Source organism: Litoreibacter halocynthiae (assembly GCF_004365635.1).
Classification (GTDB): Bacteria; Pseudomonadota; Alphaproteobacteria; order Rhodobacterales; family Rhodobacteraceae; genus Litoreibacter; species Litoreibacter halocynthiae.
In genome coordinates this window covers 792693-818486 of record NZ_SOBH01000002.1, presented here as the reverse complement: position 1 = coordinate 818486, position 25794 = coordinate 792693, and the positions used below count along the sequence as shown (strand labels likewise).

27 protein-coding genes are annotated in these 25794 nt (G+C 53.8%); 14 read left to right on the top strand and 13 right to left on the bottom strand.

Features of this window, described 5'->3' with window-relative positions; translation table 11 throughout:
• The first annotated feature begins 42 nt into the window (after positions 1-42).
• From BDE40_RS11415 to BDE40_RS11350, 14 genes are all read left to right on the top strand, one after another.
• A complete protein-coding gene (locus BDE40_RS11415) occupies positions 43-780 on the top strand; it encodes a cytochrome c biogenesis CcdA family protein (RefSeq protein ID WP_073141891.1) in 738 nt (245 codons plus the stop codon).
• Between the two features lie 15 nt (positions 781-795).
• A complete protein-coding gene (locus BDE40_RS11410) occupies positions 796-1374 on the top strand; it encodes a thioredoxin family protein (RefSeq protein WP_134014645.1) in 579 nt (192 codons plus the stop codon).
• Positions 1375-1481: 107 nt separating this feature from the next.
• Positions 1482-1955 carry a sulfur oxidation c-type cytochrome SoxX gene (soxX, locus tag BDE40_RS11405; RefSeq protein WP_134014644.1) on the top strand — a complete coding sequence of 158 codons (474 nt, stop codon included), beginning with the start codon at positions 1482-1484 and terminating at the stop codon, positions 1953-1955.
• Positions 1956-1995: 40 nt separating this feature from the next.
• On the top strand, positions 1996-2415 hold the full coding sequence (gene soxY / locus BDE40_RS11400) for a thiosulfate oxidation carrier protein SoxY (RefSeq protein WP_134014643.1): 420 nt from the start codon (positions 1996-1998) through the stop codon (positions 2413-2415).
• Between the two features lie 23 nt (positions 2416-2438).
• Positions 2439-2768, top strand: coding sequence for a thiosulfate oxidation carrier complex protein SoxZ (gene soxZ / locus BDE40_RS11395; protein WP_073141900.1), 330 nt, complete (start codon positions 2439-2441; stop codon positions 2766-2768).
• 27 nt (positions 2769-2795) lie between these two features.
• A complete protein-coding gene (gene soxA, locus BDE40_RS11390; RefSeq protein ID WP_134014642.1) occupies positions 2796-3650 on the top strand; it encodes a sulfur oxidation c-type cytochrome SoxA in 855 nt (284 codons plus the stop codon).
• Between the two features lie 99 nt (positions 3651-3749).
• Positions 3750-5447 carry a thiosulfohydrolase SoxB gene (gene soxB / locus BDE40_RS11385; protein ID WP_134014641.1) on the top strand — a complete coding sequence of 566 codons (1698 nt, stop codon included), beginning with the start codon at positions 3750-3752 and terminating at the stop codon, positions 5445-5447.
• Between the two features lie 25 nt (positions 5448-5472).
• Positions 5473-6735 carry a sulfite dehydrogenase gene (gene soxC / locus BDE40_RS11380; protein WP_134014640.1) on the top strand — a complete coding sequence of 421 codons (1263 nt, stop codon included), beginning with the start codon at positions 5473-5475 and terminating at the stop codon, positions 6733-6735.
• Entirely contained in the window at positions 6719-7768 is a 1050-nt protein-coding gene (locus tag BDE40_RS11375) for a c-type cytochrome (protein ID WP_134014639.1), read from the top strand. The genes soxC and BDE40_RS11375 overlap by 17 nt, the downstream gene beginning before the upstream one ends.
• A gap of 2 nt (positions 7769-7770) precedes the next feature.
• Positions 7771-8475: a c-type cytochrome gene (locus BDE40_RS11370; protein ID WP_134014638.1), complete on the top strand. Its 705-nt coding sequence runs from the start codon at positions 7771-7773 to the stop codon at positions 8473-8475.
• 27 nt (positions 8476-8502) lie between these two features.
• On the top strand, positions 8503-9771 hold the full coding sequence (locus BDE40_RS11365; protein ID WP_134014637.1) for an NAD(P)/FAD-dependent oxidoreductase: 1269 nt from the start codon (positions 8503-8505) through the stop codon (positions 9769-9771).
• 82 nt (positions 9772-9853) lie between these two features.
• On the top strand, positions 9854-10285 hold the full coding sequence (locus BDE40_RS11360) for a DUF302 domain-containing protein (protein ID WP_134014636.1): 432 nt from the start codon (positions 9854-9856) through the stop codon (positions 10283-10285).
• Between the two features lie 2 nt (positions 10286-10287).
• The gene (gene hemA / locus BDE40_RS11355) at positions 10288-11511 is read left to right on the top strand and encodes a 5-aminolevulinate synthase (protein ID WP_134014635.1); all 1224 of its coding nucleotides are present in this window, start codon (positions 10288-10290) and stop codon (positions 11509-11511) included.
• Between the two features lie 51 nt (positions 11512-11562).
• Positions 11563-12630 carry a YeeE/YedE family protein gene (locus tag BDE40_RS11350; protein ID WP_134014634.1) on the top strand — a complete coding sequence of 356 codons (1068 nt, stop codon included), beginning with the start codon at positions 11563-11565 and terminating at the stop codon, positions 12628-12630.
• A gap of 6 nt (positions 12631-12636) precedes the next feature.
• Here the strand turns inward: BDE40_RS11350 and BDE40_RS11345 are convergent, their stop codons facing one another.
• The 13 genes from BDE40_RS11345 to gmd form a co-directional block, all read right to left on the bottom strand.
• On the bottom strand, positions 12637-13584 hold the full coding sequence (locus tag BDE40_RS11345; protein ID WP_134014633.1) for an MBL fold metallo-hydrolase: 948 nt from the start codon (positions 13582-13584) through the stop codon (positions 12637-12639).
• Positions 13584-14399 carry an MBL fold metallo-hydrolase gene (locus BDE40_RS11340; protein WP_342775016.1) on the bottom strand — a complete coding sequence of 272 codons (816 nt, stop codon included), beginning with the start codon at positions 14397-14399 and terminating at the stop codon, positions 13584-13586. The genes BDE40_RS11345 and BDE40_RS11340 overlap by 1 nt, the downstream gene beginning before the upstream one ends.
• A gap of 164 nt (positions 14400-14563) precedes the next feature.
• Positions 14564-16300 (bottom strand): SulP family inorganic anion transporter, encoded by a 1737-nt coding sequence (locus tag BDE40_RS11335; RefSeq protein WP_134014631.1) that lies wholly within the window; start codon positions 16298-16300, stop codon positions 14564-14566.
• Positions 16301-16353: 53 nt separating this feature from the next.
• Entirely contained in the window at positions 16354-18027 is a 1674-nt protein-coding gene (locus tag BDE40_RS11330; RefSeq protein WP_134014630.1) for a bifunctional protein tyrosine phosphatase family protein/NAD(P)/FAD-dependent oxidoreductase, read from the bottom strand.
• 27 nt (positions 18028-18054) lie between these two features.
• On the bottom strand, positions 18055-18936 hold the full coding sequence (locus tag BDE40_RS11325) for an MBL fold metallo-hydrolase (RefSeq protein WP_134014629.1): 882 nt from the start codon (positions 18934-18936) through the stop codon (positions 18055-18057).
• 23 nt (positions 18937-18959) lie between these two features.
• On the bottom strand, positions 18960-19394 hold the full coding sequence (locus BDE40_RS11320) for a DUF6691 family protein (protein WP_134014628.1): 435 nt from the start codon (positions 19392-19394) through the stop codon (positions 18960-18962).
• 3 nt (positions 19395-19397) lie between these two features.
• A complete protein-coding gene (locus tag BDE40_RS11315) occupies positions 19398-19829 on the bottom strand; it encodes a YeeE/YedE family protein (protein ID WP_134014627.1) in 432 nt (143 codons plus the stop codon).
• 2 nt (positions 19830-19831) lie between these two features.
• On the bottom strand, positions 19832-20044 hold the full coding sequence (locus BDE40_RS11310; protein ID WP_134014626.1) for a YgaP family membrane protein: 213 nt from the start codon (positions 20042-20044) through the stop codon (positions 19832-19834).
• A gap of 85 nt (positions 20045-20129) precedes the next feature.
• Positions 20130-20807 carry a Crp/Fnr family transcriptional regulator gene (locus BDE40_RS11305; protein ID WP_134014625.1) on the bottom strand — a complete coding sequence of 226 codons (678 nt, stop codon included), beginning with the start codon at positions 20805-20807 and terminating at the stop codon, positions 20130-20132.
• A 31-nt stretch (positions 20808-20838) separates the two neighbouring features.
• A complete protein-coding gene (locus BDE40_RS11300) occupies positions 20839-22287 on the bottom strand; it encodes a mannose-1-phosphate guanylyltransferase/mannose-6-phosphate isomerase (protein WP_134014624.1) in 1449 nt (482 codons plus the stop codon).
• On the bottom strand, positions 22287-23459 hold the full coding sequence (locus BDE40_RS11295) for a DegT/DnrJ/EryC1/StrS family aminotransferase (protein ID WP_134014745.1): 1173 nt from the start codon (positions 23457-23459) through the stop codon (positions 22287-22289). Before BDE40_RS11295 ends, BDE40_RS11300 begins: the two co-directional genes overlap by 1 nt.
• Positions 23456-24391, bottom strand: coding sequence for a GDP-L-fucose synthase family protein (locus BDE40_RS11290; protein ID WP_134014623.1), 936 nt, complete (start codon positions 24389-24391; stop codon positions 23456-23458). Before BDE40_RS11290 ends, BDE40_RS11295 begins: the two co-directional genes overlap by 4 nt.
• The gene (gene gmd, locus BDE40_RS11285) at positions 24391-25497 is read right to left on the bottom strand and encodes a GDP-mannose 4,6-dehydratase (RefSeq protein WP_134014622.1); all 1107 of its coding nucleotides are present in this window, start codon (positions 25495-25497) and stop codon (positions 24391-24393) included. Before gmd ends, BDE40_RS11290 begins: the two co-directional genes overlap by 1 nt.
• Positions 25498-25794: the final 297 nt, after the last annotated feature.

Here is a 25794-nt window from a genome sequence, read left to right as displayed (position 1 = left end):
TAACTTGAATATGTAAGACATGCAACCATTGGGGCTCCCACTATGTTTGACGTCACTATTCTTGGAGCTTTGGCGGGGGGGCTGATTGTCTTTTTCTCGCCCTGCGTTTTGCCGATCGTACCTTTCTACCTGAGCTATATGGCGGGTGCGTCGATGTCGGAAATTAGCGCCGAGGGTGAAATGGCCCCGGGTGTCCGGCGACGCGCGTTCCTAGCATCGGTGATGTTTTCTTTGGGGATCATCACTGTGTTTGTCCTGTTGGGCGCAGCCGCATATGGGTTGAGTCAAACCTTCCGAGGAATGCAGACGGAGTTTCGCCTGTTTGCTGCTACCGTCGTGCTAATCATGGGGCTGCATTTTCTCGGGGTGTTGCGGATTGGCTTTTTGAACCGCGTTTTTCAGATGGATGCGGGCGACACGAAAAATATGTCGGTTCTTGGTGCCTATGTCGTCGGATTTGCATTCGCAGCTGGCTGGACCCCGTGCGTAGGTGGTGTTTTGACAGCCGTCGTGTTCACCGCAAGCACAGAGTCGACTGCCTTTGAGGGGTTGCTACTGTTGCTGGTGTTCGGCTTTGCGATGACGGCACCATTTATGGTCGCCTCTCTCTTTATCGGGCCATTCTTGCGGTTCGCGTCACGCTTCCGCAAACACCTGCCGAAGGTGGAAAAGGCAATGGGGTTACTCATGATCCTGTTTGCAGCGCTTATTGCTACTGACAGTGTTAACCGTATCGCAGAATGGATGTTAAATACCTTCCCTGTGTTTCAGGGCATATAAGGAGGAGACAAGCAGATGAGATGTATTTGGATGGCCGTGACGGCGGTCTTTTTCGCACTACCGTCAACCGCAGCAGAGCTTGGCGACGATGGTCTGCATAAAGCCGATTGGATGCGCGACACGTTCAAAGACTTGCGCGAAGACCTTGGCGAGGCCAATGCCGAAGGAAAGCGGTTGGCATTGTTTATGGAGCAAAGGGGCTGCATCTATTGCACCAAGATGCACAAGGAAGTTTATCCGCGTGAAGTGGTTTCCAGCTACATTCGTGACAACTTCTTCGTTGTTCAACTGAACTTGCATGGTGACACGGAAGTTACGGATTTTGATGGTGAGGTCCTCACGGAAAAAGCGGCGGCCCGAAAATGGGGGCTTCTGTTCACCCCATCGATTCTGTTCATGCCCGAGGAGGTCGACGACGGCCAATCGGCCCAAGCTGCGGCGGTGGCGGTGATGCCGGGTGCGTTCGGTGTCGGTACGACGCTGGATATGTTCACATGGGTCAATGAAAAGCGCTACGAGCTTGATTCCGATGAAGATTTCCAGCGTTATCACGCGCGCCGAATTCAAGAACGGCAAGACGGAACGACGGACTAAGGCACCCTTTGGCAAGAGTTGTATTCGCAAATTCGAATTTACCCTTGCTCGTTCACGAAGGCGTGTCCTATGGTATATAAAAAATTGAATGTGTTACGGGAGGACGCATGAGAATTTCCATACTTACAACGATAGCAGCCGCTGTCTCAGCCACCGCTTTGGGCGCGGCTGAAATTGCACCAACTGCTGTTAGCTTCGAAGACGGCGCGGTCTCGCAATCGCTGACAGGCGTTGCTGGTGATCCGGCAAACGGCAGCGAGATTGTCGGCGATAAAAAGCAAGGTAACTGCGTGGCCTGTCATCAGGTTTCAGATCTTGCGGACGTACCTTTCCAAGGTGAAATCGGCCCTGCGCTTGATGGTGCTGGCGATCGTTGGTCCGAGGCTGAGCTTCGCGGCATTGTCGCGAACGCAAAAATCATGTTCGAAGACTCGATGATGCCTTCGTTCTACAAGACCGAGGGCTTCATCCGCCCGGGTAACGCCTACACAGGTAAGGCGGCCGACGACACATTCGGCCCGCTTCTTTCTGCTCAGCAAATCGAAGACGTGGTGGCCTACCTTTCCACTCTCAAAGAATGATCAATCCTTTTCAAAAGGATCAAGCTCAGGAGCTTAATCAATGAAACTGACAAGACGAAACGCCATGGTCATGGGCGCAGGAGCCTTCGTGGCACTGGGCCTGCCGCTACGCGCATCCGCTTCTTTGGCGGATGATGCTATCGCCACCTTCACAGGCGGTGCTGAAATGGCAGATTCAGGGATCACCCTGACCGCACCGGAAATCGCTGAGAACGGGAATACTGTTCCGGTCGAGGTGTCCGCTCCGGGCGCTGCCGAGATTTTGGTTCTAGCCACCGGCAATCCAACCCCAGCGGTCGCGACCTTTAAATTTGGTGCGCTGGCTGCATCGCAAACCGCGTCTACCCGCATCCGGCTCGCGGGTACTCAGGACGTCGTTGCTATCGCTAAAATGCCCGACGGTACGTTTGCGAAAGCGTCTAGCACGGTCAAAGTCACAATCGGCGGCTGCGGCGGCTAAGGTATCTCAAGGAGAACTCTAAAATGGCAAAAGGTGTAAAACCCCGCGTCAAGGTGCCTAAGAAGGCAGCTGCTGGCGAAGCTATCACAATCAAGACCCTGATCAGCCACAAGATGGAGTCTGGTCAACGCAAAGATGACGATGGCAATCTGATCCCACGGTCGATCATCAATCGCTTCACATGTGATTTTAACGGCGAGAACGTCATCGACGTGACGCTTGAGCCGGCGATTTCTACCAACCCATATCTGGAATTCGCGGCAACCGTGCCGGAAGCTGGCGAGTTCAAATTTACTTGGTATGACGACGACGGCTCTGTCTATGAAGAGAGCAAGAAAATTGCCATTGGCTGAGCGTCGCAACATCAGGGAGGGATGAATATGACCAATCTAAGAGGTGCGCTGAGCGCCCTAATAATAGCAGGAACTATGGCGTCTGTTGCTGTGGCAGATCCTGTGGATGACTCTTTGATCATCAATGGCGAAACCACACTCGTCACACGCACAAAAGCTCCGGCACATGTGTCGGATGCGCTTGACGAAGTGATGTCGGGCTGGCTGTTTCGCGGTACTGAAACGCGAGCCATGCAGGCCGATGACTTCGATAACCCGGGCATGATCTTTGTCGAACAAGCTGAGGACGTCTGGAACACAGCGGACGGCTCCGAGGGTAAATCCTGCGCTGACTGTCATGGTGCATCTTCGGACATGTCCGAGGTCCGCCCAACATTCCCCAAGTGGAACGATGCGGCGGAAGAGGTCTTCACGCTTGAGATGCAAGTCAACGATTGCCGTGAAAACCGCATGGGTGCCGAGAAGTGGAAGTACAACGGCGGCGAGATGGTCAACATGACCGCATTGCTTGCCTCAGTTTCGCGCGGGAACACTGTAAACGTGGCAATCGACGGTCCAGCCCAAGCGACTTGGGAACAGGGCAAAGAGTTGTACTACACACGTACAGGGCAACTTGAGTTGTCGTGTGCGAATTGTCACGAAGATAGCTATGGTCTGATGATCCGTGCGGATCACCTTAGCCAAGGCCAAATCAACGGTTTCCCAACTTACCGTTTGAAGAACACCAAGCTGAACTCGATCCATGATCGGTTCAAAGGTTGTATCCGCGATACGCGTGCTGAAACCTACAGCCCCGGAAGCCCAGAGTTTGTGGCACTCGAGTTGTATGTTGCTTCGCGTGGGAACGGCTTGTCGGTCGAAGGGCCGTCCGTTCGCAACTAACTAACAAGTCTGCCCCGTACTGAATGATCGGTACGGGGCATTCTTCTCGTCAAAACATTCAAAAATCAGCATGTATGCTAGGCATAGGGACAGCCCCAAATGATTTCACGGCGTGATTTTCTTCAAACAAGCATGGCAGCAAGTGCCATTCTCGGAGCATCCAGCTATGGTAATTGGGGGCGCTTGGCAGCGCAGCAATCGCTGACACAAGACCAGCTCTTGCAGTTCGATACGTTTGGAAACGTATCGTTGATCCACGTGACAGACATTCACGCGCAGCTGAAGCCGCTCTATTTCCGCGAGCCTTCCATTAACATTGGCGTGGGTGACAATCGCGGAAAGGTTCCACATGTCACGGGTGCCGATTTCCGGAAACTGTATGAGGTCGAAGATGGCAGCCCGTCGCATTATGCGCTGAGTTCGGGTGATTTCTCGGCTTTAGCCGCAGGGTATGGCCGCGTCGGTGGCTTGGACCGTGTCGCAACGGTAATCAATCAAATCCGATCTGATCGCCCTGATGCTCTGTTATTGGACGGTGGCGACACGTGGCACGGCTCCTACACCTGCTATCACACCGAAGGCCAAGATATGGTCAATGTGATGAACGCGCTGAAGCCTGACGCGATGACTTTCCACTGGGAGTTCACACTTGGCTCCGACCGCGTAAACGAAATCGTCGAAGGTTTGCCTTTTGCGGCCCTAGGGCAAAACATCTTTGACGCGGAGTGGGACGAACCTGCAGAACTGTTCCCGCCTTATAAATTCTTCGAGCGTGGCGGCGTGAAAATCGCGGTCATCGGGCAAGCCTTCCCTTACATGCCGATCGCGAACCCCGGTTGGATGTTCCCCGAATATGCCTTCGGTATCCGTGATGAGAACATGCAATCTATGGTCGACGAAGTACGCGCGGCGGGTGCCGAGTTGGTCGTCTGCCTAAGCCATAACGGTTTTGATGTAGACAAGAAGATGGCCGGAATTGTGACTGGCATCGACGTGATCCTGTCAGGCCACACGCATGACGCCCTACCTGAGCCTGTGTTGGTTGGTGAGACAATCATTGTAGCATCGGGATCAAACGGAAAATTCGTGTCTCGCGTCGATCTGGACGTTCGTGATGGTCGCATGATGGGCTTCCGTCACAAGCTTATCCCGATCTTCTCGGATGTTATCACGCCGGATGCTGATGTTGCGGCAGTTATCGACGAGCAACGTGCGCCATACGAGGAAGAGCTTTCCGAAGTGATCGGACAAACTGCGTCGCTGTTATATCGTCGCGGTAATTTCAACGGAACGTGGGATGATGTTATCTGCGATGCTTTGATCTCGGAGCGCGAAGCCGACATCGCCCTGAGCCCGGGTGTGCGTTGGGGGCCGTCGCTTCTGCCTGGTCAAGACATCACACGTGAGGACATCTGGAACGTCACGTCGATGACCTATGGCGCGGCTTACCGTTCTGAAATGACGGGTGAGTTCTTGCATGTGATCATGGAAGATGTGGCCGACAACCTCTTTAACCCCGATCCATATTATCAGCAGGGCGGCGATATGGTCCGCACTGGCGGGCTTGGTTACCGCATTGATGTGACAAAGCCGCAAGGCGAACGCATTACGGAAATGACGTTGCTGAAGACCGGCGAAATGATTGACCCGGCAAAGACCTATCAGGTTGCCGGCTGGGCTTCTGTGAATGAGGGCACCGAGGGTCCTCAGATTTGGGACGTCGTGGAAAACCACATTCGCCAACAAGGCACAGTTACAGTTGATCCGAACAACAGCGTTCAGGTGGTTGGTGCGTAAGCGACCCAACTAGAAAGGCAAAGAGATGACACAAAAAACGACCGGTAATTCCCGCCGCGCCTTCCTTAAGGGAGCGGCCCTGTCCGGGGTCAGCCTCGCGGCTGGAAAAGCAAGTGCTGCAACACCCGACCCGTTAATCACCGAGGTTCAGCCATGGGCTTCCGGTCTTGGTGACGGGGTTGATGAAACGCCATATGGGTTGCCGATCCAATATGAGAGCGACGTGGTCCGCCGGAATGTCGAATGGCTTACCGCTGACACGATCAGCTCCATCAACTTCACGCCGATCCACGCTCTGGATGGCACGATTACACCGCAAGGTTGCGCGTTCGAGCGTCACCATTCGGGGGCGATCGAACTCAAGAAGGAAGACTACCGCCTGATGATCAACGGTTTGGTGGACCGTCCTTTGGTCTTTACCTATGCCGATTTGGAAAGGTTCCCACGCGAGAACCACGTCTATTTCTGCGAATGTGCTGCGAATACGGGCATGGAATGGGCAGGGGCGCAGTTGAACGGTGCACAGTTCACCCACGGTATGATCCACAACATGGAATACACTGGCGTGCCGCTGCGCACGTTGTTGGAAGAGGCCGGGTACGACACGGCAGGCAAATGGGTTTACGTCGAGGGCGCGGATGCGTCGTCGAACGGGCGCTCTATTCCAATGGAAAAGGCGCTGGATGACGTGCTGGTTGCGTTCAAAGCTAACGGCGAGGCGCTGCGCAAAGAACACGGTTATCCGGTTCGGTTGGTCGTCCCTGGTTGGGAAGGTAACATGTGGGTCAAATGGATCCGCCGTATCGAAGTTACTGACGCGCCGGTTGAAAGCCGTGAGGAGACATCGAAATATACGGATACGCTGGAAGATGGCACGTCACGTAAGTGGACATGGGAAATGGATGCGAAGTCCGTTGTAACCTCGCCCAGCCCACAGTCGCCCATTACGCATGGCAAGGGCCCTCTTGTGATCACGGGTCTGGCTTGGTCGGGCCGGGGTGCAATCACCCGCGTAGACGTGTCGAAAGATGGCGGCAAAACGTGGGAAACGGCCCGCCTCGCAAAACCCGGAGAGAAAATGGCGTTGACGCGCTTCTATCTCGACACGGATTGGGACGGCGAGGAGATGATGCTCCAGTCGCGCGCGATGGATGATACGGGCTATGTTCAACCAACTAAGAGCCAGTTGCGTGAAGTGCGTGGCTTGAACTCGATCTATCACAACAATTGCATCCAGACTTGGTTGGTGCGCTCCAGCGGGGAGGCGGAAAATGTCGAAGTTTCTTAAGGTAGCAACGGCGCTTGCGCTCATCTCAAGCCCGGTTGCAGCGGAGACTTTTGGTCTAGGACGCGCCGCCCTGCCGGAAGAAATTGCAGCATGGGACAAGGATGTTAGTCCTGACGGTACCGGCTTGCCTGTTGGTTCCGGCGATGTGCTCACCGGTGAAGAGGTGTTCGCGGAGCAATGTGCTGTGTGTCACGGGGACTTCGCCGAAGGTGTTGGAAACTGGCCCAAGCTCGCAGGTGGTGCGGGCACACTGGCTGACGATGATCCATTGAAAACTGTCGGTAGCTATTGGCCATACCTGTCCACCACGTGGGACTATGTAAACCGCTCCATGCCTTTTGGGAATGCGCAAACGCTTGAGCCGGATGAGGTTTACGCAATCGTGGCTTACATTTTGTACTCCAACGATCTGGTTGATGATGAATTTGTTCTGTCAAATGAGACATTCGAAGATGTCGTCTTGCCAAACCATGACGGGTTCATTGTGGATGACCGTATTGAAACGGAGCATTCCAAGTGGGTTGGCGAGCCTTGCATGGAGAATTGCAAAGAAGACGTGAAAGTAACCATGCGCGCCATGGTTCTGGACGTCACGCCCGATGAAGGTGGTGATGACATAACCAGTGCTGAGCCGGAAGCCGTCAAAGAAACCGAGGTGGTAGAAGAAGCCAAGGTTGAAGAAGTGGCAGCGGAAGAAGTGGCAGCGCTTGATCCTGAATTGGTAGCTGCCGGTGAAAAGGTCTTCAAAAAGTGCAAAGCCTGTCATCAGGTGGGGGAAGGTGCAAAGAATAAAACAGGCCCGATTTTGAACGGGATCGTTGGTAAAGCCGCGGGTTCTGTGGAGGGGTTCAAGTATTCCAAAGCATTGATTGCCAAGGCTGATGAGGGGCTTGTCTGGACCGACGAGGCGCTGGCGGAATTTCTTGCGAAACCAAAGTCTTACATCAAGGGTACGAAGATGAGCTTTGCGGGGCTTAGAAAAGAAAAAGACCTAGTGGCGATTACTGCGTATTTGACCAGTATAGGTAACTGACTATGCGCAGCACGCCGTTCTTGAAGTCAGCCCTTGCAGCCAGCTTCGTTGCTGGGGCAAGTTTGGCGGAAGAAATCGGTGACGCTGATGCGGGTGAAACGCTTTTCTCCAAATGCAAGGGATGTCACCAGATTGGCGCCAGTGCCGAGGATCGCATTGGACCACATCTCAATGGCATCTTCGGTCGCCGCGCAGGTGCCCATGAGGGGTTTGCGTATTCGAAGTCTATGCAGCGTGCAGGTGTGGACGGCCTTACTTGGACCGCAGAGACGCTAGACGCCTATATCGAAAATCCCCGCGCGCTTGTGTCCAAAACACGGATGAGCTTTCGCGGGATAAAGAACCCGGACGACCGAGCAAATTTGATGGCCTACCTCCGGGACTTCTCTGACAACCCGTCAAACCTGCCTGAAGCTGAGCCGACAGCGCGCGCAACAGATCACGATTTGGACCCTGAAATTCTAGCGCTTCAGGGCGACCCTGAATATGGTGAGTATCTGTCCAACGAGTGTTTGACATGCCATCAGGCCGATGGAAGTGCGGAGGGCATTCCGTCGATCACTCAATGGCCTGAAGAGGATTTTGTGGTCGCAATGCACGCTTACAAGCGCAAGCTTCGCCCGCATCCAGTGATGCAAATGATGGCAGGCCGTTTGAACAATGACGAAATCGCCGCGCTTGCTGCGTATTTTAAGGACCTCGATTAAAGAGGCCATTTTCTGGGAGGAAAAAACATGAAACTTAACAGACGCATTTTTATGGGAAGCAGTGCTGCTGCGATGGCATCACTGAGCTCACCGGCGGTTCTTGCTGATGGTCACGGCAAGCCTCGCGTGGTTGTAATCGGCGGTGGCGCGGGCGGCGCGACCGTAGCCAAATATCTTGCCAAAGATAGCAAAGGCGAGATCGATGTGACCTTGGTTGAACCCACGCGCACCTACTTCACATGCTTCTTTTCAAACCTGTATCTAGGTGGCTTCAAGGACATTGATGACTTGGGTCACACTTACGGAACGCTGGCCGCCAAATATGGCATTAACGTCGTGCACGATTGGGCTGTTAACGTAGATCGGGACAGCAAAACGGTCACTCTCGCAGGTGGTTCAAAACTACCTTACGACAAACTGGTCTTGAGTCCCGGGATCGACTTTGTCGAAGGTGCCGTTGAAGGCTGGAGCATTGCCGCGCAAAACGCGATGCCGCATGCATATAAAGGCGGCTCCCAAACAGAACTTCTCAAAGCCCAAGTCATGGCGATGCCCGAGGGTGGCACATTTGCGATGGTGGCCCCTCCGAATCCTTATCGATGCCCTCCTGGACCCTACGAGCGAATTTCGATGGTCGCGCATGTGTTGAAGGCCAACAATCCAACTGCGAAAATCATAGTGGCTGATCCAAAAGACAAGTTTTCTAAACAAGCCTTGTTCCAAGAAGGATGGGCAAACCACTACGCAGGAATGGTTGATTGGATCGGCTCTGATTTCGGGGGCGGAAATGTTTCCGTTGATCCAAATGCGATGACGATCACCATTGATGGAGAAGAAACCAAAGTAGACGCTTGCAATGTAATTCCGGCGATGAAGGCCGGCCGCATTGCGGAGCTTGCAGGTGTCACCGATGGCAACTGGGCCCCAGTAAACGCAGCGGATATGAGCACAAAAGCGGATGCTGATGTCTATGTCCTTGGGGATTCAAGCCAGCAGGGCGACATGCCAAAATCCGGCTTCTCAGCGAATTCCCAAGCTAAGGTCTGCGCAAATGCGGTACGTGGAGCACTTACTGGCTCGAAGGTATTTCCAGCCAAATTCTCCAACACCTGCTGGTCCTTGATCGACACTGATGATGGCGTGAAAGTTGGCGCTACCTACGAGGCGACCGACGAGAAAATCGCCAAGGTGGATGGCTTCATTTCCGCTACGGGTGAAGATAGCGCGACCCGCAAAGCGACATACGAAGAATCTGAAGGGTGGTACGCAGGTATCACCGCCGACATGTTCGGCTAAATCAAGGGCGTGGGCATGATCTAGGTCAAGGCCCGCGCCGCAAGTTTGTGGTTCGATGAACCACGCGACAGGAGGAACTCTCATGAAGAAATTAGTGATAGCTGGGGCATTTGCCCTTTTCTCGGCACCAGCATTGGCTGATGGCCACGCCGTAACCTATCCGTTCGAGGGTGACTTCGGGGATGCGACATTCGCTGTCGAAAGCGCAATCGTCGGGCGTGGGTTGGTTATAGATTGGGTGAGCCACACTGGTGACATGCTCAACCGTACGGCAGAAGATGTCGGCAGTGACGTGAAGCTCTTTGATGGCGCTGACATCTTCCAGTTCTGCTCTGCTCAATTGTCGCGCAAGGTAATGGAAGCTGATCCGATGAATATTGCCTTCTGCCCGTACGGTATCTTTGTTGCAGATCAACAAGGCGAGGTCATGATTGGCTACAAGACGTTCCCAGAAGGACCGATGCAGGAAGTGCAGGCGCTTTTGGATGAAATCGTTAAAGAGGCTTTGCAGTAACAATGAACTATCAAGACTTCTTTGCCGCCAGCCTGGATCAATTGCGCGACGACGGAAACTACCGTGTGTTTGCCGAACTGGAACGCCAATGCGGCGACTTCCCCCATGCCCAAGCGCATGACGGTGGCGATACCACACCTGTGACGATCTGGTGTTCGAATGATTATCTTGGCATGGGGCAGCATCCGGCTGTTCTTGAGGCGATGCATGATGCCTTGGACCGTTGCGGCGCAGGCGCGGGCGGGACGCGTAACATATCCGGAACAACCCATGATCACGTCCAGCTGGAGGCGGAACTGGCCGATCTTCACGGCAAAGAAGATGCGCTATTGTTTACATCCGGTTATGTGTCCAACTGGGCCGCGCTTGGCACGCTTGCGGGCAAGATTCCGGGCTGTGTTGTTCTGTCGGATGCGTTGAACCACGCCTCAATGATCGAAGGCATTCGCCACTCGCAGGCAGAGCGGATGATCTGGAAGCATAATGACTTGAACGATCTGGAGGCCAAATTGGCGTCTCTTCCGTTGAACCAGCCCAAGATGATTGCGTTCGAAAGCGTCTACTCGATGGATGGAGACATTGCACCGATCAAAGAGATTTGCGACCTCGCGGACAAATACAACGCTATGACCTATCTCGACGAAGTTCACGCAGTTGGCCTTTATGGTCCGCGCGGCGGCGGGATTGCTGAGCGTGAAGGCCTCATGGAGCGGATCACTGTCATTGAGGGTACACTTGGGAAAGCATTCGGCGTTGTTGGTGGTTACATCGCGGCGTCTGCGGATCTGTGCGATTTCGTTCGCAGCTTTGCTAGTGGCTTTATTTTCACGACCGCGCTCCCTCCTGCAGTTGCAGCGGGCGCGGCGGTCTCGATCCGCCACCTGAAGTCGTCCACCGCAGAACGAGAACAGCACCAAAGCCGTGTTTCCGAGGTCCGAGCACGTCTGGATTCGCTTGGGATTCCGCATACAGAAAACCCGAGCCATATCATTCCAGTGATGGTTGGTGACCCGGTGAAGTGCAAATACATCTCTGATTTGCTGCTTCAGGATCATGGAATTTACATTCAGCCGATTAACTACCCCACTGTTCCGAAAGGAACCGAGCGGCTACGGATCACACCCTCACCAGTGCATAGCCAAGGGGATGTAGATCGCTTGATCGGTGCTTTGGGATCCCTGTGGTCTCAGTGTGAGCTTGCCCGCATGCCTTTGGCAGCGCAGTAACTGAAATCGCTCGTCCAGTCTTTCTAGCCTGCGAAAGCAAAGGTAAGACGAATGCTTGAAAGTTTGATCGACCAATTTGGTGACGGAGGCGTTTTGATGCTGGCCGGAGCATTGGTTGGTATCATCTTCGGGGCATCCGCGCAGCATTCCCGATTTTGTCTCAGGGCTGCCAGTGTTGAGTTGTCAGAGGGCGGTCTCGGGCCCCGCATTTCGATCTGGCTTATCGCGTTCAGTGCGGGGGTTTTGTTTGTGCAGCTGAGCATCGCTGCGGGTATTCTCGACGTGTCTGAATCGCGACAGCTTGCGGCGACCGGCAGCATGTCTGGCGCGATTATTGGTGGTCTGATGTTCGGTTGTGGAATGATCCTTGCGCGCGGGTGTGCAAGCCGGTTGCTGGTCCTGTCCGCGACGGGGAACCTGCGCGCAATTATCACGGGGCTTGTCCTAACTCTTGTCGCGCAGGCGTCGTTGAGAGGTGCCCTCTCACCCGCACGAGAGGCTCTTGCGGCGCTATGGCTTGTGCCCGGAGGCGAAGCGCGAAATCTACTGAGTCAACTGGGCCTGTCGTCGATTATCGCCGCGATCATTGCCGCGGTTGCCTTAGCGTTCGCACTCTGGTTGGCCCGGCGCTCTCACGTGCAGACCAGCCATGCCATTGCGGCTGCAATCGTTGGTAGCGCTGTCGGTTTGGGGTGGTTGTTCACTTACGCGATATCTCAAGCGTCTTTCGAAGTTGTCACCATTTCCTCTGTCACTTTCACGGGCCCGTCGACGGATACACTGATGGGATTGGTCAATAGCACGGAACTGCCGCTTGGTTTTGGAGTAGGCTTGGTGCCGGGTGTTTTCGTCGGGTCGATGACCATGGCCATTTTAACCCGCGAGGCGCACATTGAACGGTTCGGGCCGGACACGCCGATGGAGCGTTATCTGGCTGGAGCGACCTTGATGGGGTTCGGAAGCATGCTCGCAGGTGGCTGCGCCGTTGGTGCTGGTATGTCGGGAGGCGCAGTCTTCGCGATTACCGCGTGGGTAGCTGTGTTCTTCATGTGGGTCGGCGCAATGGCGACCCACCTTGTGATGGGCCGCATATCGCGCCGTGCTGCTGTTGCAGCCTAAGGCTGTTTATTCGAACTCCATTTGCTCGAAAACGCGACCGGCATTCTTGGTCGCAAGCTCTTCGAACGTATCGAGATTGGCATAGGGTGACTGGTCGACATAATACGCTTCCGCAAGGCCACCGCCGTTCTCGATCAATTCGCCGACCTCACCACGCAGATATTCCAGATAGCCTTTGGTGTAGCGGCGCACCTGATCCATGTTGGTGGGGTGTCCATGACCCGGTATGACATAGGTCGCGCCAAGGGCCTCGAATTCGGTGTCCCAAGTTTCCAACCAGTCAGCGGTATATGTGTCCTCGAAAATGGGCAGCATCCGCTCGTGGAAGGCCATGTCACCGGCGATGACCAAGCTTTGCTCTGGCAGCCAAATCACGATATCGCCCGGACTGTGCGCTGGGCCAAGATAACGGGCTTCGATGTGGAAATCGCCCATGTCGACAATATACTCGTCTTCAAAGGTCACTGTTGGGCCTTGCACTTTGGTGCCCTCGGCTTTGTCGCGATTATACCGTTTCATTCCCTCAAGAATGGATCCGCCATATTCCTCGACCACGTCCGCAGCTTCTTGGTGGGCAACCACGGGAATACCTTGCTCAGTCCAGTAATTGTTACCGAGTACGGCATGTCCCTGTCCGTTTTCGTTGAACACCAATTTGACGGGTTGGTCGGTTATCGCGCGGATTTCGTCATGGAGCGCCTTGGCTAGGGAATAAGCAGCCCCACCGTTCACGACGACCACGCCATCGCCCGTGATGATAAAGCTCAGGTTGTTGTTATGGCCGGAGTTTTCGTAGGTCGGCGGAGCGGTGGCTCCGATGGCAGAAAAAACGCCGGGGATCACCTCGACGGGCTTATTGTAAAGTAGGGAGTTTGGGTATTTATCCGCGATGTCTTCGCTTGCATGCGCCGCACCTGCGCACGCAAAAACGGCCAGTAAAAGTGCATTCCTCATTACATGTCCTCGGTTATGAAACGATATCCGGTGTCCTGACGTTCGACCTGCCCGATACCACCATTCGGAAGATGGAAGCCCAGTAGGGTGATCTTGTCATGAGATAGTTTGTCGAGCAGGCGCGCTCGGGTCACAGCGCCTAAGCCCGGATCCTGATCGGATCCGCTTGGCCAATCTGGCCGGGCGAACGCAATGTGATGATTGCCAATAGCGTCCCCGCCGATGAGAAGCGCTTCGCTCCCCGAGCGGACTTCGAACGACATGTGACCGGGTGTGTGGCCAAAGCTGGCATGCGTCATGATGCCGGGTAAGATTTCTTCGCCGTCGCCGAAAAACGTCATACGATCTTCGATCGCTTCGAGCCTGCGCGCCGCTCCCACCGCGAAGGACGCGCGGGCCTCTCCGATGGAGTTAACGGTCTCGGGGTCGGTCCAGTAGTCCCATTCAGTTTGCCCCATCATGTGTTCGGCTTCGGTGAACACCGGATCATCAAAATCGTCAAGGACGCCCCAAAGATGGTCGGGGTGGCCATGTGTGAATACCAGATGCGTTACATCATCCGGAGCTACGCCGATCGCGTCGAGACTATCAATCAAAGCGCCCGCAGATGGCATGAAGCCGTCACCAGAGCCTGCGTCGAATAAAACCACACGGTCGTCGTAGCGCAGGAGTGTGACGTTGCAAGGTGGCTCAACTTGGTTCTTTGAAATGTTCAGGGGGGTGATAATGCTATCGACTTCCTTCTGTGGAAGCCCGTCAAAGAACATTGCGCCGGGCAAAACCAGATTGCCATCACTAACGCTTAGAATTTCCATGTCTCCGATTTTGGCTGACGTAGCAGCCAGAGAAGTGCGAGGAAGTCCGCACGCGACAACTCCTCCGAGTCCGGCAATAAGCAGTCTGCGGTTAATATCCATCGGGCGCTCCACATCCATTCCGTTTACTGAATATGAGCGCGCTCGAGGGGGTATTGCAAGGCTTAACCGCTGCGAGCGGTTCCACAGCCTTCTTCAGCTACGCGTGCAGCTTCGTATTGGGTGAGGAAAACTTGCCCAGTCAATTCGTCGAGGAAGTGGGATTTCTCAAGCCGGTCCATAACAGGACCCTTCACTTCGGAGAGGTGCAGCTTTACGTCCATTTCATCGAGACGCTTGTTGATCGCCTCCAAGGACTCCAGCGCGCTGAAGTCGATTTCATTGATCGCCGAGCATTGCAGGATCACATGCCGAATGTCCGGATCACCCGCGACCCGGTTTTGAATACTGTCTTCCAGAAAGCGCGCGTTTGCGAAATACAGGCTTTCGTCAACGCGTAACGTAACCACATTGGGATGGGTTTTGACACTGTGCCTTAACACATTGCGGAAATGCTCGGTCCCGCGAACAAGGCCGACCTCGGCAATATGGGGGCGCGAAGACTTGTAAAGATGAAGCAGTATAGACAGGCCGACGCCTGCAGATACGCCAGCTTCAACACCAAGCGTTAAAGTGAGCAAGATAGTGATAAACACTGCGGCGAAATCAGCCTTTGAATAGGCCCAACTTCTCTTGAGGATGCTGAAGTCAACCAAACTCAACACCGCTACGATGATCGTTGCAGCGAGCGTTGCTTTGGGAAGGAAGAAAATCAGCGGAGTCAGTGCAACTGCGGCAATCGCTAGACCGACAGCCGTGAAGGCTCCGGCCGCAGGGGTTTCCGCACCTGCGTCGAAGTTCACGACGGATCGTGAAAAGCCACCGGTTACTGGAAAGCCGCCAGTTAGTGATGCGGCCACGTTCGCGGCACCAAGACCGATCAATTCCTGATCGGGATCGATGCGTTGACGCTTTTTCGCGGCAAGCGTCTGGGCAACAGAAATGGATTCAACAAATCCGATGATGGAGATCAGAAATGCTGGCAACAACAATTGCCGGAAAAGCTCTGGTGAGAAGGAAGGAAGGGTAAGTGGAGGAAGGCTTTGAGGAACCTCTCCCACTATTTTTACGCCCTGGTTATCAAGACCGAAGACCCAAACTGCTAATGTCGTTAACACCACGACAAGCACTGGGCCAGCCTTGGTTGCGGCATCAGCGAGGGCCAGGCTTACCCCGGCGCGTCTTAGCGTCGGCTTGAGACCTTTTCGAACCCAAAACAAGAAACCTGTCGCCAATGCACCGATGAGTAATGTGACCCAGTTTGTTTCCGGCAGATGCTTGATCAAGGACATAACCAAATCAAGCAGGTTGTGACCTTCGGCGTTAATACCAAGAATGTGTTTCAGCTGGCTGGCGGCGATAATGATGCCGGATGCGGTGATGAATCCGGCGATGACCGGATGTGACAGGAAGTTCGCGATGAACCCAAGGCGGAACAGCCCCATGCCAAGCAAGATAAGCCCTGACAGGCCCGCAAGTAACAGAGCGGCAGCGGCGTAGCCCGCCGTTCCCTGCTCAACGATATTCCCGAGCGCGGCTGCGGTCATGAGTGAAACAACGGCCACCGGTCCCACCGCCAAGGCGCGGCTAGTCCCAAAGATCGCGTAAAGAATGATCGGCGCGATGGAGGCGTAGAGCCCTGCTTCGGGTGGTAACCCTGCTAGCAAGGCATAGGCCAAGGACTGAGGGATCAGCATTATGGTGACGATCAACGCCGCAAGCAGATCGTTTGAAAGGATCGTGCGGTCGTATTCGCGCGCCCAAGTTAAAGCGGGAATGTATTTGCTAAATCGATTTTGCATTGGCTGCCAGTCGGGTAATTGCCGCCACCGGTCGCGTGGTGGGGGCGTCTTGTCTAGTTTGCAGTGACTTTTTCAGGCTTGGCCATCCATTCCCGACCACGCAGCATAGCTTTCCAGTAGATCGGAGGAAGCATCTTCTCCTTTAGGAACCATGCAGCTCGCGACGGTTTGGTGCCATCAATAAAAACCTTCGGGAAACTCGGTAGTATAGTGCCGCCATACCCGAATTCTGCTAGAACGATCTTGCCGCGCTCCACAGTCAGCGGGCAGGAACCATAGCCGTTGTATTGCGCGACCGGTGCTCGCCCTTCGATGTCGGCAATAAGGTTCTCAGCTACGATTGGAGCTTGGATGCGCGCTGCAGCGGCGGTTTTTGCATTCGGAGCGTTCATCACGTCGCCCAGCGACCAGACATTGTCATATGTTTTGTGCCGTAATGTGGCCTGATCCACGTCGACCCAACCGGCGTCATCAGCAAGTGGGGAGACGCGGATGAAGTCAGGAGCAACTTGAGGCGGGCATACATGCATCATATCGAATTCCATTTCGATACGCTCGACAGGAGTGTCCGGTTTTGACACATCGAACCACGCTTTTTTTGCCGCGCCATCTACGGCTACAAGATTGTGGAAGAAGTTGAGCGATGCGTCGTACTTCTCCACGTATTTTTCCAACGCCGGAACATAGTCTTTTACCCCGAACAGCACGCCACCGGCATTGTTGAACTGGATGTCGAGGTCTTTCAGCACACCACGGCGAAACCAAGCGTCGCCGGACAGGTACATTGCCTTCTGCGGTGCGCCTGCACATTTGATCGGCATCGGGGGCTGCGTAAAGATCGCGCGGCCTTCGTTCATTTGCTGAACAAGTTCCCAAGTATAAGGGGCGAGGTCATAGCGGTAGTTGGACGTGACGCCGTTTTTCCCCAAAGTCTCGACCAGACCTTCGACACGATTCCAATCAAGTTTGAGCCCGGGGCAAACGATCAGGCGTTCGTATTTCACCACACGACAACCATCTAGAATGACGGCGTTATCTTGCGGCTCAAACGCGGCCACGGCGGCTTTGATCCAATGAACGCCACGTGGGATCAAGGATCCCATTGTTTTCGCAGTGTCCGGCGCATCAAAAATGCCGCCGCCAACCATAGTCCAGCCCGGTTGGTAATAGTGGATGTCGGCAGGGTCGATGATTGCGATGTTCAGGTCCGGCTTGCGAGACCGAAGGCTGGAAGCGGCGGCGATACCCGCGGCACCAGCACCTATGATCACAACATCATAGGTGGCGTCTGCGCGGTCAGTCGGGGTTTTCCCGCCATTGACGATGCGGCGCACAACTCCGCCCATATCGTAACCTGCAGATTTTGTTGCCGCCAGAATATCGGCAACGCTAAGCGCATCCGCTTTGGCCAATGACCACAATGTGGTCGAGCGTGTACCGGAGCGGCAATACGCGAGCGTTGGTCCGGGCAGTTCACTTAGAGCCTTGTCGAATGCCTGCGCATCGTCATCGCTGACTTTGCCGGATATGATTGGGATATAGCGGGCTTCCAAGCCCAACTTGCCAGCCGCTGCGGAAACTTCTTCAAAGGAGGGTTGGTCAGATCCCTCACCATCGGGACGATTGCAGATGATCGAGCGGAACCCGTAGTCCTTTATCGATTGAATCTCTTCTGGTGTGATTTGCGGGCTGACCGATACGCCTGCCGTCAGTGCCTTGATATCCATAGGGAAGCCCGTTCTATTTGTTGTTGCTCAAAGCTTGTTTACAGGGACTTTAAGCATTGGATTGCCGTCCTTGTCGGTTGGCACTTCACCGGCGCGCATATTCACCTGCAGGGAGGGGATTATCAGCTTTGGCATGTCGAGCTGCGCATCGCGTTCTGTACGGAACTTGATGAACTCTTCTCGCGATTTGCCGCCCCCAACATGGATATTGTCGGCTTTTTGCTCAGCCACCGTGGTTTCCCATTCGATGGCACGACCATTCGGCCCATAGTCGTGACACATGAACAGGCGCATTTCATCGGGCAAAGACAGGACCTTCTGGATGCTGTCATAAAGCTCGCCAGCATCACCGCCGGGGAAATCCGCACGTGCAGAGCCACCGTCAGGCATGAACAACGTGTCACCTGCGAAAGCAGCATCCCCCATCACATGCACCATACAAGCTGGCGTATGGCCGGGGGTGAACATTGCAAAGCCTTGCATGTTGCCCACCATGTAGGTGTCACCATCTTTGAACAGCGCATCGAATTGAGAACCGTCGCGTTGGAATTCAGTGCCTTCGTTGAAAACCTTCCCGAAGGTTTCCTGTACAATCATGATCTTTTCGCCGACACCAATCTTGCCGCCAAGTTTGCTTTGAATGTAGGGCGCGGCACTCAGGTGGTCTGCATGGACATGAGTCTCGATGATCCAGTCCAAGGTAAGACCTTGCGAAGTGATTTCTTCAATCAGCTTATCGGCATGGTCATATGTAATTCGACCGGCGGCGTAGTCGATATCCATCACGCTGTCGATAATCGCACAATGTGTGCTGGAAGGATCCCGAACGATATAGCTGATGGTGTTCGTGGCCTCGTCGAAATGAGCCGACACGACCGGCGTGACGCTCATATTCACAGGATAAGTCATGAGGTATCTCCTTAATTTAGCGCTTAAGCTGCTTTTGCACGCGAAGCAGAAAGCCGCTGCAAGGCCTTCGCGGCGAAGATGCCAGCGAGTAGCGCTACGGTGAAAATGATAACTTCTGAGCGACCTGTCCCAAGTGCAGGCAGCGCGCCGCCCGGGCAGAAACCAGCGATCCCCCAGCCAATCCCGAACAGCGCCGAGCCACCGATTAGCGGTAGATCAAGATCACTTCTTGTAGGGAGCTTGAAAGAAGCCTCAAATGTCGGAGCCGGACGGCGTAGGACAAACCGATATCCGATGAAGGTGACGATCAACGCTCCACCCATCACAAATATCAGGCTAGGGTCCCAAGTGCCCGCGATGTCGAAAAAATTGAGGACTTTGGCAGGGTTTGCCATGCCGGATATCGAGATGCCGATACCGAAGATCAGACCGCTGATGTAACTTGCAATCAGGCGCATTTCTCAGGCTCCCAACACATGGCGTACAATGTAAACAGTGATACCGGTCATCACCATGAATGTGACGGTAGCTGCAATAGAGCGAGGCGACAGTCGTGCCATTCCGCAGACTCCATGGCCGGATGTACATCCGGATCCAAAGGTCACTCCGATGCCGACGATGAAGCCTCCGATTGCCAACATGGTAGTTGAAACGGGAACCTGAATCTCCGGCATTTGTCCCGATGTCAGCATAACCACGACGGGTCCGGAAACCATTCCGAGGAGTATCGCGGCCCGCCAACCGAAGTCGGCGCTGCTTGAAGGTGAGAGCAAACCAGCCAGAATTCCAGTGGCTCCCATGATGCGGCCGAGAGTGGCCATGAGAAAAATGGAAGCGGCACCAATTAAGATGCCGCCGCCAAGGGATTGCCAAGGGGTAAATACTGTATCCACAGTTAGGCCTTGCAGGTCTTGATGCCGAAAATCGAATAGAGCGGGCACGTGCGGGCTAACGACGTGACTAGCATTACGACACCAGCAATCACTGCGATGGTGGTGACGATTGTGGAATTGAAGAGGGCCATGCCGCTGACGAATGGTGCTGCCAGTAACACAACGCCCAAAACGAAGCGAAACACGCGATCAATGTTGCCAACATTTGTAGTCATTGGTCAGACTCCTGTTTTTATCTATGAACGTGTTAACGGCTTGTGACCGTGCGAACAGTGACAATGTCACATAGCCGCGAATAGTTCAGTCTCTTGCTGCAAGTTTTTCAAGTTGCGCCCGGTCCAGAATTCTTACCGTCCCGCGAGATTGTTCTACCCATGCTCGACGCTGGAACTCTTGCAACTGTCGCGAGATGACCTCGCGCGCAGTACCCAGTTCAACCGATAGCTTTTGGTGCGTTGTCGATATTTGATCTCCACCTTTCGACAGCTCAATCAGTTTGTGAGCGAGCCGGACGTCCATGCGTTGAAACGCGACTTCATCAATCATCAAGAACAGGTCGGTTATGCGTTTGGAAAAGGCTGCAAAGACGAAGTTGCGAAATGATGGTGATTGAGCAACCAGATCATCAAAAACCTGACGCGGAACAGCGGCTGCCTTGACCGCAGACTCCGCGATGCCTTCCGCCGAATAGTCGTCATATGCGAGCAAACATGCCGTCGTTAAAACGCAGCTTTCACCTGCATTAATGCGGTAAAGGACGATTTCGTGACCGGTCTCGGATACCTGCTGCACTCTTACTGTGCCACTCAGCAAGAATAGCATGTTTTCGGGGGATTTCCCGGGGCCGAAAATCACGGTCGATTCAGGCATGCTGACGACGGTGCTACGTTGCAGAAGCAGCTTCTTGGTCGCTGGTTCAAGCCTTGAAAGACCCGGGAAGCGCTCGACCCATTCAGTATCAATCTCCTCCGGGTTCATCGCATTTCCTCATTATTTTTCAGTGTGATACTCAGCCCTTCGCGCCTTGGCCACGGGCATATATATCTTCATAGCGGATGATATCATCTTCGCCCAGATAGCTACCTGTTTGAACTTCGATCAAGACCATGGGTACGTCGCCCGGGTTTTCCATCCGATGAATAGCACCTAGCGGAATGTATACGGATTGGTTTTCCTCAACGAGTTGAACCTGTTCGTCGATGGTCACTTTGGCAATACCCTCAACCACGATCCAATGCTCAGCGCGGTGCTTGTGACTTTGTAAGGATAGCACTGCGCCGGGCTTTACGACGATACGTTTAACTTGAAAACGACTGCCAGTTCCAAGGCTTTCGAACCATCCCCATGGACGGTAGTCACGAGGTAAGGTTTCCGCCTGTGGAGCATCTTCCGCTTTAAGCGCTGCGACAGCATTTTTGACGTCCTGAGCGCGATCTTTGTGGGCAATCAGAACAGCATCCGGCATCGCAACAGCAATAATATCATCCAGTCCAATTCCGACCAGAACCTGTTTGCTGTCCTCTGCGCGTAGCAACGAGTTTTGACACTCAATCGCAATTGCAGGGCCGTTGGTAACAACACCTTGCTCATCCGGTCCTGTTTCGCGCCAAACGGCGTCCCATCCTCCCAGGTCAGACCAGGCGCCACCATAAGGCATCACACTAAGGTTGTCGGCTTTCTCCATTACAGCATAGTCGATAGATTCGTTGTCCAGTTTTTCCCAAGGCTCCTCAGCAAGCCGAGTGAAGCCAATGTCACTTTGTGCATTGGAGACAGCCGAGCGAACTCCAGCGAGCATTTTCGGTGCATATGCTTCGAAGGCCGCAATTAACGAGGTGGTTGAAAACAAGAAAATTCCAGCATTCCAGAGATGCTGACCGTCGTGCAACATCGCTTCCGCCGTGGCTAAGTCTGGCTTCTCGACGAAAGCTTTGAGTGGCTGAGTAATGGGATCAAAGTCGCCAGATGGTGTGGAGGTCAACTCCAACCACCCATACCCGGTTTCTGGACGGTCGGGCCGAATTCCAAACGTCACCAGTTGCCCGTCAATCGCGGCGGGAACGGCAGCTTGCACAACGTCGCTGAATCTCTTGGCATCTGGAATGACGTGATCCGAGGGCGCAACAAGCATTAGCGCACCCGGTGTTATGGCATCCAGCATCAGTGCACCTGCAAGGATCGCAGGTGCAGTATTTCGCCCCTCCGGTTCAATAATAATGGCCTGCGGGGAATGACCTACATCTGCAAGCTGTTCTTTGACGATGAATCGGAAATCGGTGCCGGTCACAACCATTGGCGCTGCAAACGCGTCGCCAGCCAAGCGTATTGCCGAAGATTGAAAGAGACTTTGTGCCCCGGTCAACTGAGCAAATTGTTTGGGATAGCTTTTGCGGGACAGTGGCCAAAGCCGAGTGCCAGATCCTCCACAAAGAAGAAGCGGGTGAACAACTTGAGCCATTAGATAGTCACCTCTGCAAGGGCTTCGACTGCGTCGCGAATTGGGAAATGGTGATTTCCAATAAACAGCCCGTTCTGGTCGAGGTAATTAGCGTTTTTCAAGTCGCCATGCACCTCGTAGTTAAAGTATTTCAGAACTTCGTTCTTGGCAAAATTGCCTGTCACAATTGGTCGACATTCGAAACCCGCACTTGTGAGGGAAGCAATGGCCTGCTTGCGCGTGATATTTGCGCTCTCTCTTACCATCAAGCTAAAGCCGAACCAGCTGCTTTCTCCGATTTCTTTTTGGATAGAGAAAACAGGATGGTCGCGCATTTTGTCTTGAAAGAGAGCTGCATTGTCACGGCGACCTGCGATCAGGTCAGGAAGCTTCCGAAGCTGGGCTTGCCCCAAGGCCCCAGACATTTCCAAGGGGCGGAGGTTGTAACCCGGTAAAACAAACTTGAACGATTCCTCAAACGGGTCATCGCTTTTGGTACCGGTTAGGGTGTTCTCTTTGGGAAGATTGCGTGTCCAGCCATGGGCGCGCAAGGACAGCATGATGTGATATAAGGCCTCGTCGTCAGTGACCACCAACCCGCCCTCCATGGTCGATATATGGTGGGAAAAGAAGGACGAATAGCTGCCCATCACCCCGAAGGTTCCGGCTTGCTTGCCTCCCAGAGTCGCCCCCATGGACTCGCAATTGTCCTCGATCATCAAGATACTACGCCCAGCGGTGATCTCATCAAGGCGATCGAAGTCATTGGGGTTCCCTAACAAATTTACGACCATAAGGGCGCGGGTCCTATCGGTGACGGCATCCGCGAGTGCATCAAGGTCGTAGTTTAAGGTCTCGGCATCAATATCGACGAATTTTAGTTTCAATCCGTATTGTTGAAGCGGGAAATAGGTGGTGCTCCACGACACTGCCGGTACGATTATTTCGTCGCCAGCGTTAAGCTTCAGTTCAGAGTTCTGGCTAAAGAATAATGCTGCAACCATCAGCAGGTTTGCCGATGAGCCAGAGTTGACCATTACCGCGTATTCAGCTCCAAAGTGCTTTGCAAATTGCTTTTCAAAAGCCGCAACTTCGTCACCCATCGAAAAGCGGTCTGATGCTATGACACGTTGCAGAGCGTCCTGCTCATCTTGATCCCACGAGGAGGTTGCCAAAGGATATTTGAAACTCATGAGGTGTGGTTCTCCAGGAAAAAGGTGTAGGTTTTGGCAATGCCATCGGCAAGCGATGTAGATGCACGCCAGCCCCAACTATCAGCACGTTCAGTTGAGCAGAGTTTTTGTTTCATCCCAACTGGTTTGGACAGATCATGGGTAAATGCACCGCCCCAATCGAGAACATCTGCGACTGTTTGGTAATATTCGTTTATTGAGTGGTCATATCCCAATCCTGTATTCATCAAGTCCGGGAGCGTTTCCATTTCTTCCGAGGCCTTCAGGATGGCTTGAGCAAGATCACCCGCATACATGAACTCTCTCCGCGCGGTCCCATCTCCCCAGATTTCCACCTCATTGGCGCTACTCTTCTTGGCGTCATGCACTTTACGAATGATCGCGGGAAGCAGGTGTGATTTTTCGGGGTGGAAGTTGTCATAAGGCCCGTAGAGATTGCACGGGATCAGTGTTTTATACTGGAGCTCGGGCCTTTGCTTGCGAATGTACTCACACAGGCGCAGTGCAGCAATTTTGGCAATCGCGTAGCCCTCGTTGGTGGGCTCCAACTCACCCGTTAGCACCATATCTTCGCGCAGTGGATTTTCGGCCGCTCGCGGGTAAATGCAGGTTGAGGCAAGGTTTAATAGCTCGGGAACATTGGCCTCATAGGCACCCATGATCAGGTTTCGGCCAATGGCGAGGTTTTTATCCAGAAACCCAACCGGGTCGGCCATATTGGCTTGAATGCCCCCGACCTTGCCTGCCGCGTGGATAATCAAATCCGGTTTGGTGTCCCGAATGTAGGCTCGTACAACGTCGGCGTTAGTTAAATCCAGTTGTTGGCTTGTCGGATGATCAATCCGCAAATCACCCGCTGCTTCGAGCAGGTTGCGACCGACCATTCCGCCGCCACCTGTAAGCAGGATGCGTTTCTCATGGAGAGGAGCCATTAAGCTTTCTGCCCGGCCTCATGGGCCTTTATGACAACTGCTCGTCGTGCTTCTTTTAGATCTTCTTCCACCATCTCGGCACACATTTCTTGTGCCGAAATTTCAGGCGTCCATCCTAGTTCGCGCTTAGCTTTGGCAGGGTCACCAAGAAGTGTTTCAACCTCTGCAGGGCGGAAGTAACGCGGATCAATTCGCAGGACGACATCCCCCACCTCGAGGCCCGGCGCGTTGTTACCCTGAATTGCGGCAATAGACGCTGTTTCATCAATGCCTTCACCTTCAAAGCGAAGCGTTAGTCCCAGATGCTCGGCCGACCAGACAATGAATTGGCGAACCGAGTACTGCTTGCCTGTCGCGATTACAAAGTCGTCCGGCTTGTCCTGCTGCAACATCATCCATTGCATGCGAACATAGTCTTTCGCGTGCCCCCAATCGCGCAAAGCATCGATATTGCCCATGTAGAGGCAGTCTTCCAATCCTTGGGCGATATTCGCTAATCCGCGGGTGATCTTACGCGTCACGAATGTTTCGCCGCGTCGCGGGCTTTCGTGGTTAAACAAGATGCCGTTACAAGCGTACATTCCGTAGGCTTCACGATAATTCACCGTGATCCAGTACGCATACATCTTTGCCACTGCGTAAGGGCTGCGAGGATGGAAAGGTGTCGTTTCGGTTTGCGGGGTTTCCTGGACCAGCCCGTATAGCTCCGAGGTCGACGCTTGATAGAATTTGGTCTTCTTTTCCAAGCCTAAAAACCGAATTGCTTCCAGCAGGCGAAGCGCGCCCATAGCATCCACATCTGCTGTGTATTCAGGTGCCTCAAAACTGACTGCGACGTGGGATTGAGCCCCGAGATTATACACCTCGTCAGGTCTAACCTCCGATATGATGCGTGTCAGGTTTGAGCTGTCTGTCAGGTCGCCGTAGTGCAAAATAAACTTGGCATTATCGATATGCGGGTCTTGGTAGATGTGGTCGACACGTTGAGTATTGAACGACGAGGCGCGTCGCTTGATGCCGTGAACCTCATATCCTTTTTCGAGCAAAAACTCCGCTAAATAGGATCCGTCCTGTCCGGTGACGCCGGTAATGAGGGCTTTTTTCACGATGCTATTCCCAATGCCTGTTGCAGGTTAGGTCTTGCCATAGTGGCGCGGTGAAATCCAGCGATGTCGGTTCATTTCTGCCGCAATGCAAAGGCCCTGAATGGCTCAGTTGAGCATTCAGGGCTAACCGCAGGAACCGGCTTCATGATTGAAGGTTTATCTTCATGTGACGAACAGCAGAGCGAAAGCACGCAGTTTGACATTTCTCCGAGCAGCGCTGCCCGGCCAACATGTTTCGCCGATAAATTGAGAATGGTACCCACACATCGTTGTGACACTTTCCTCTGGTGCTAGGGC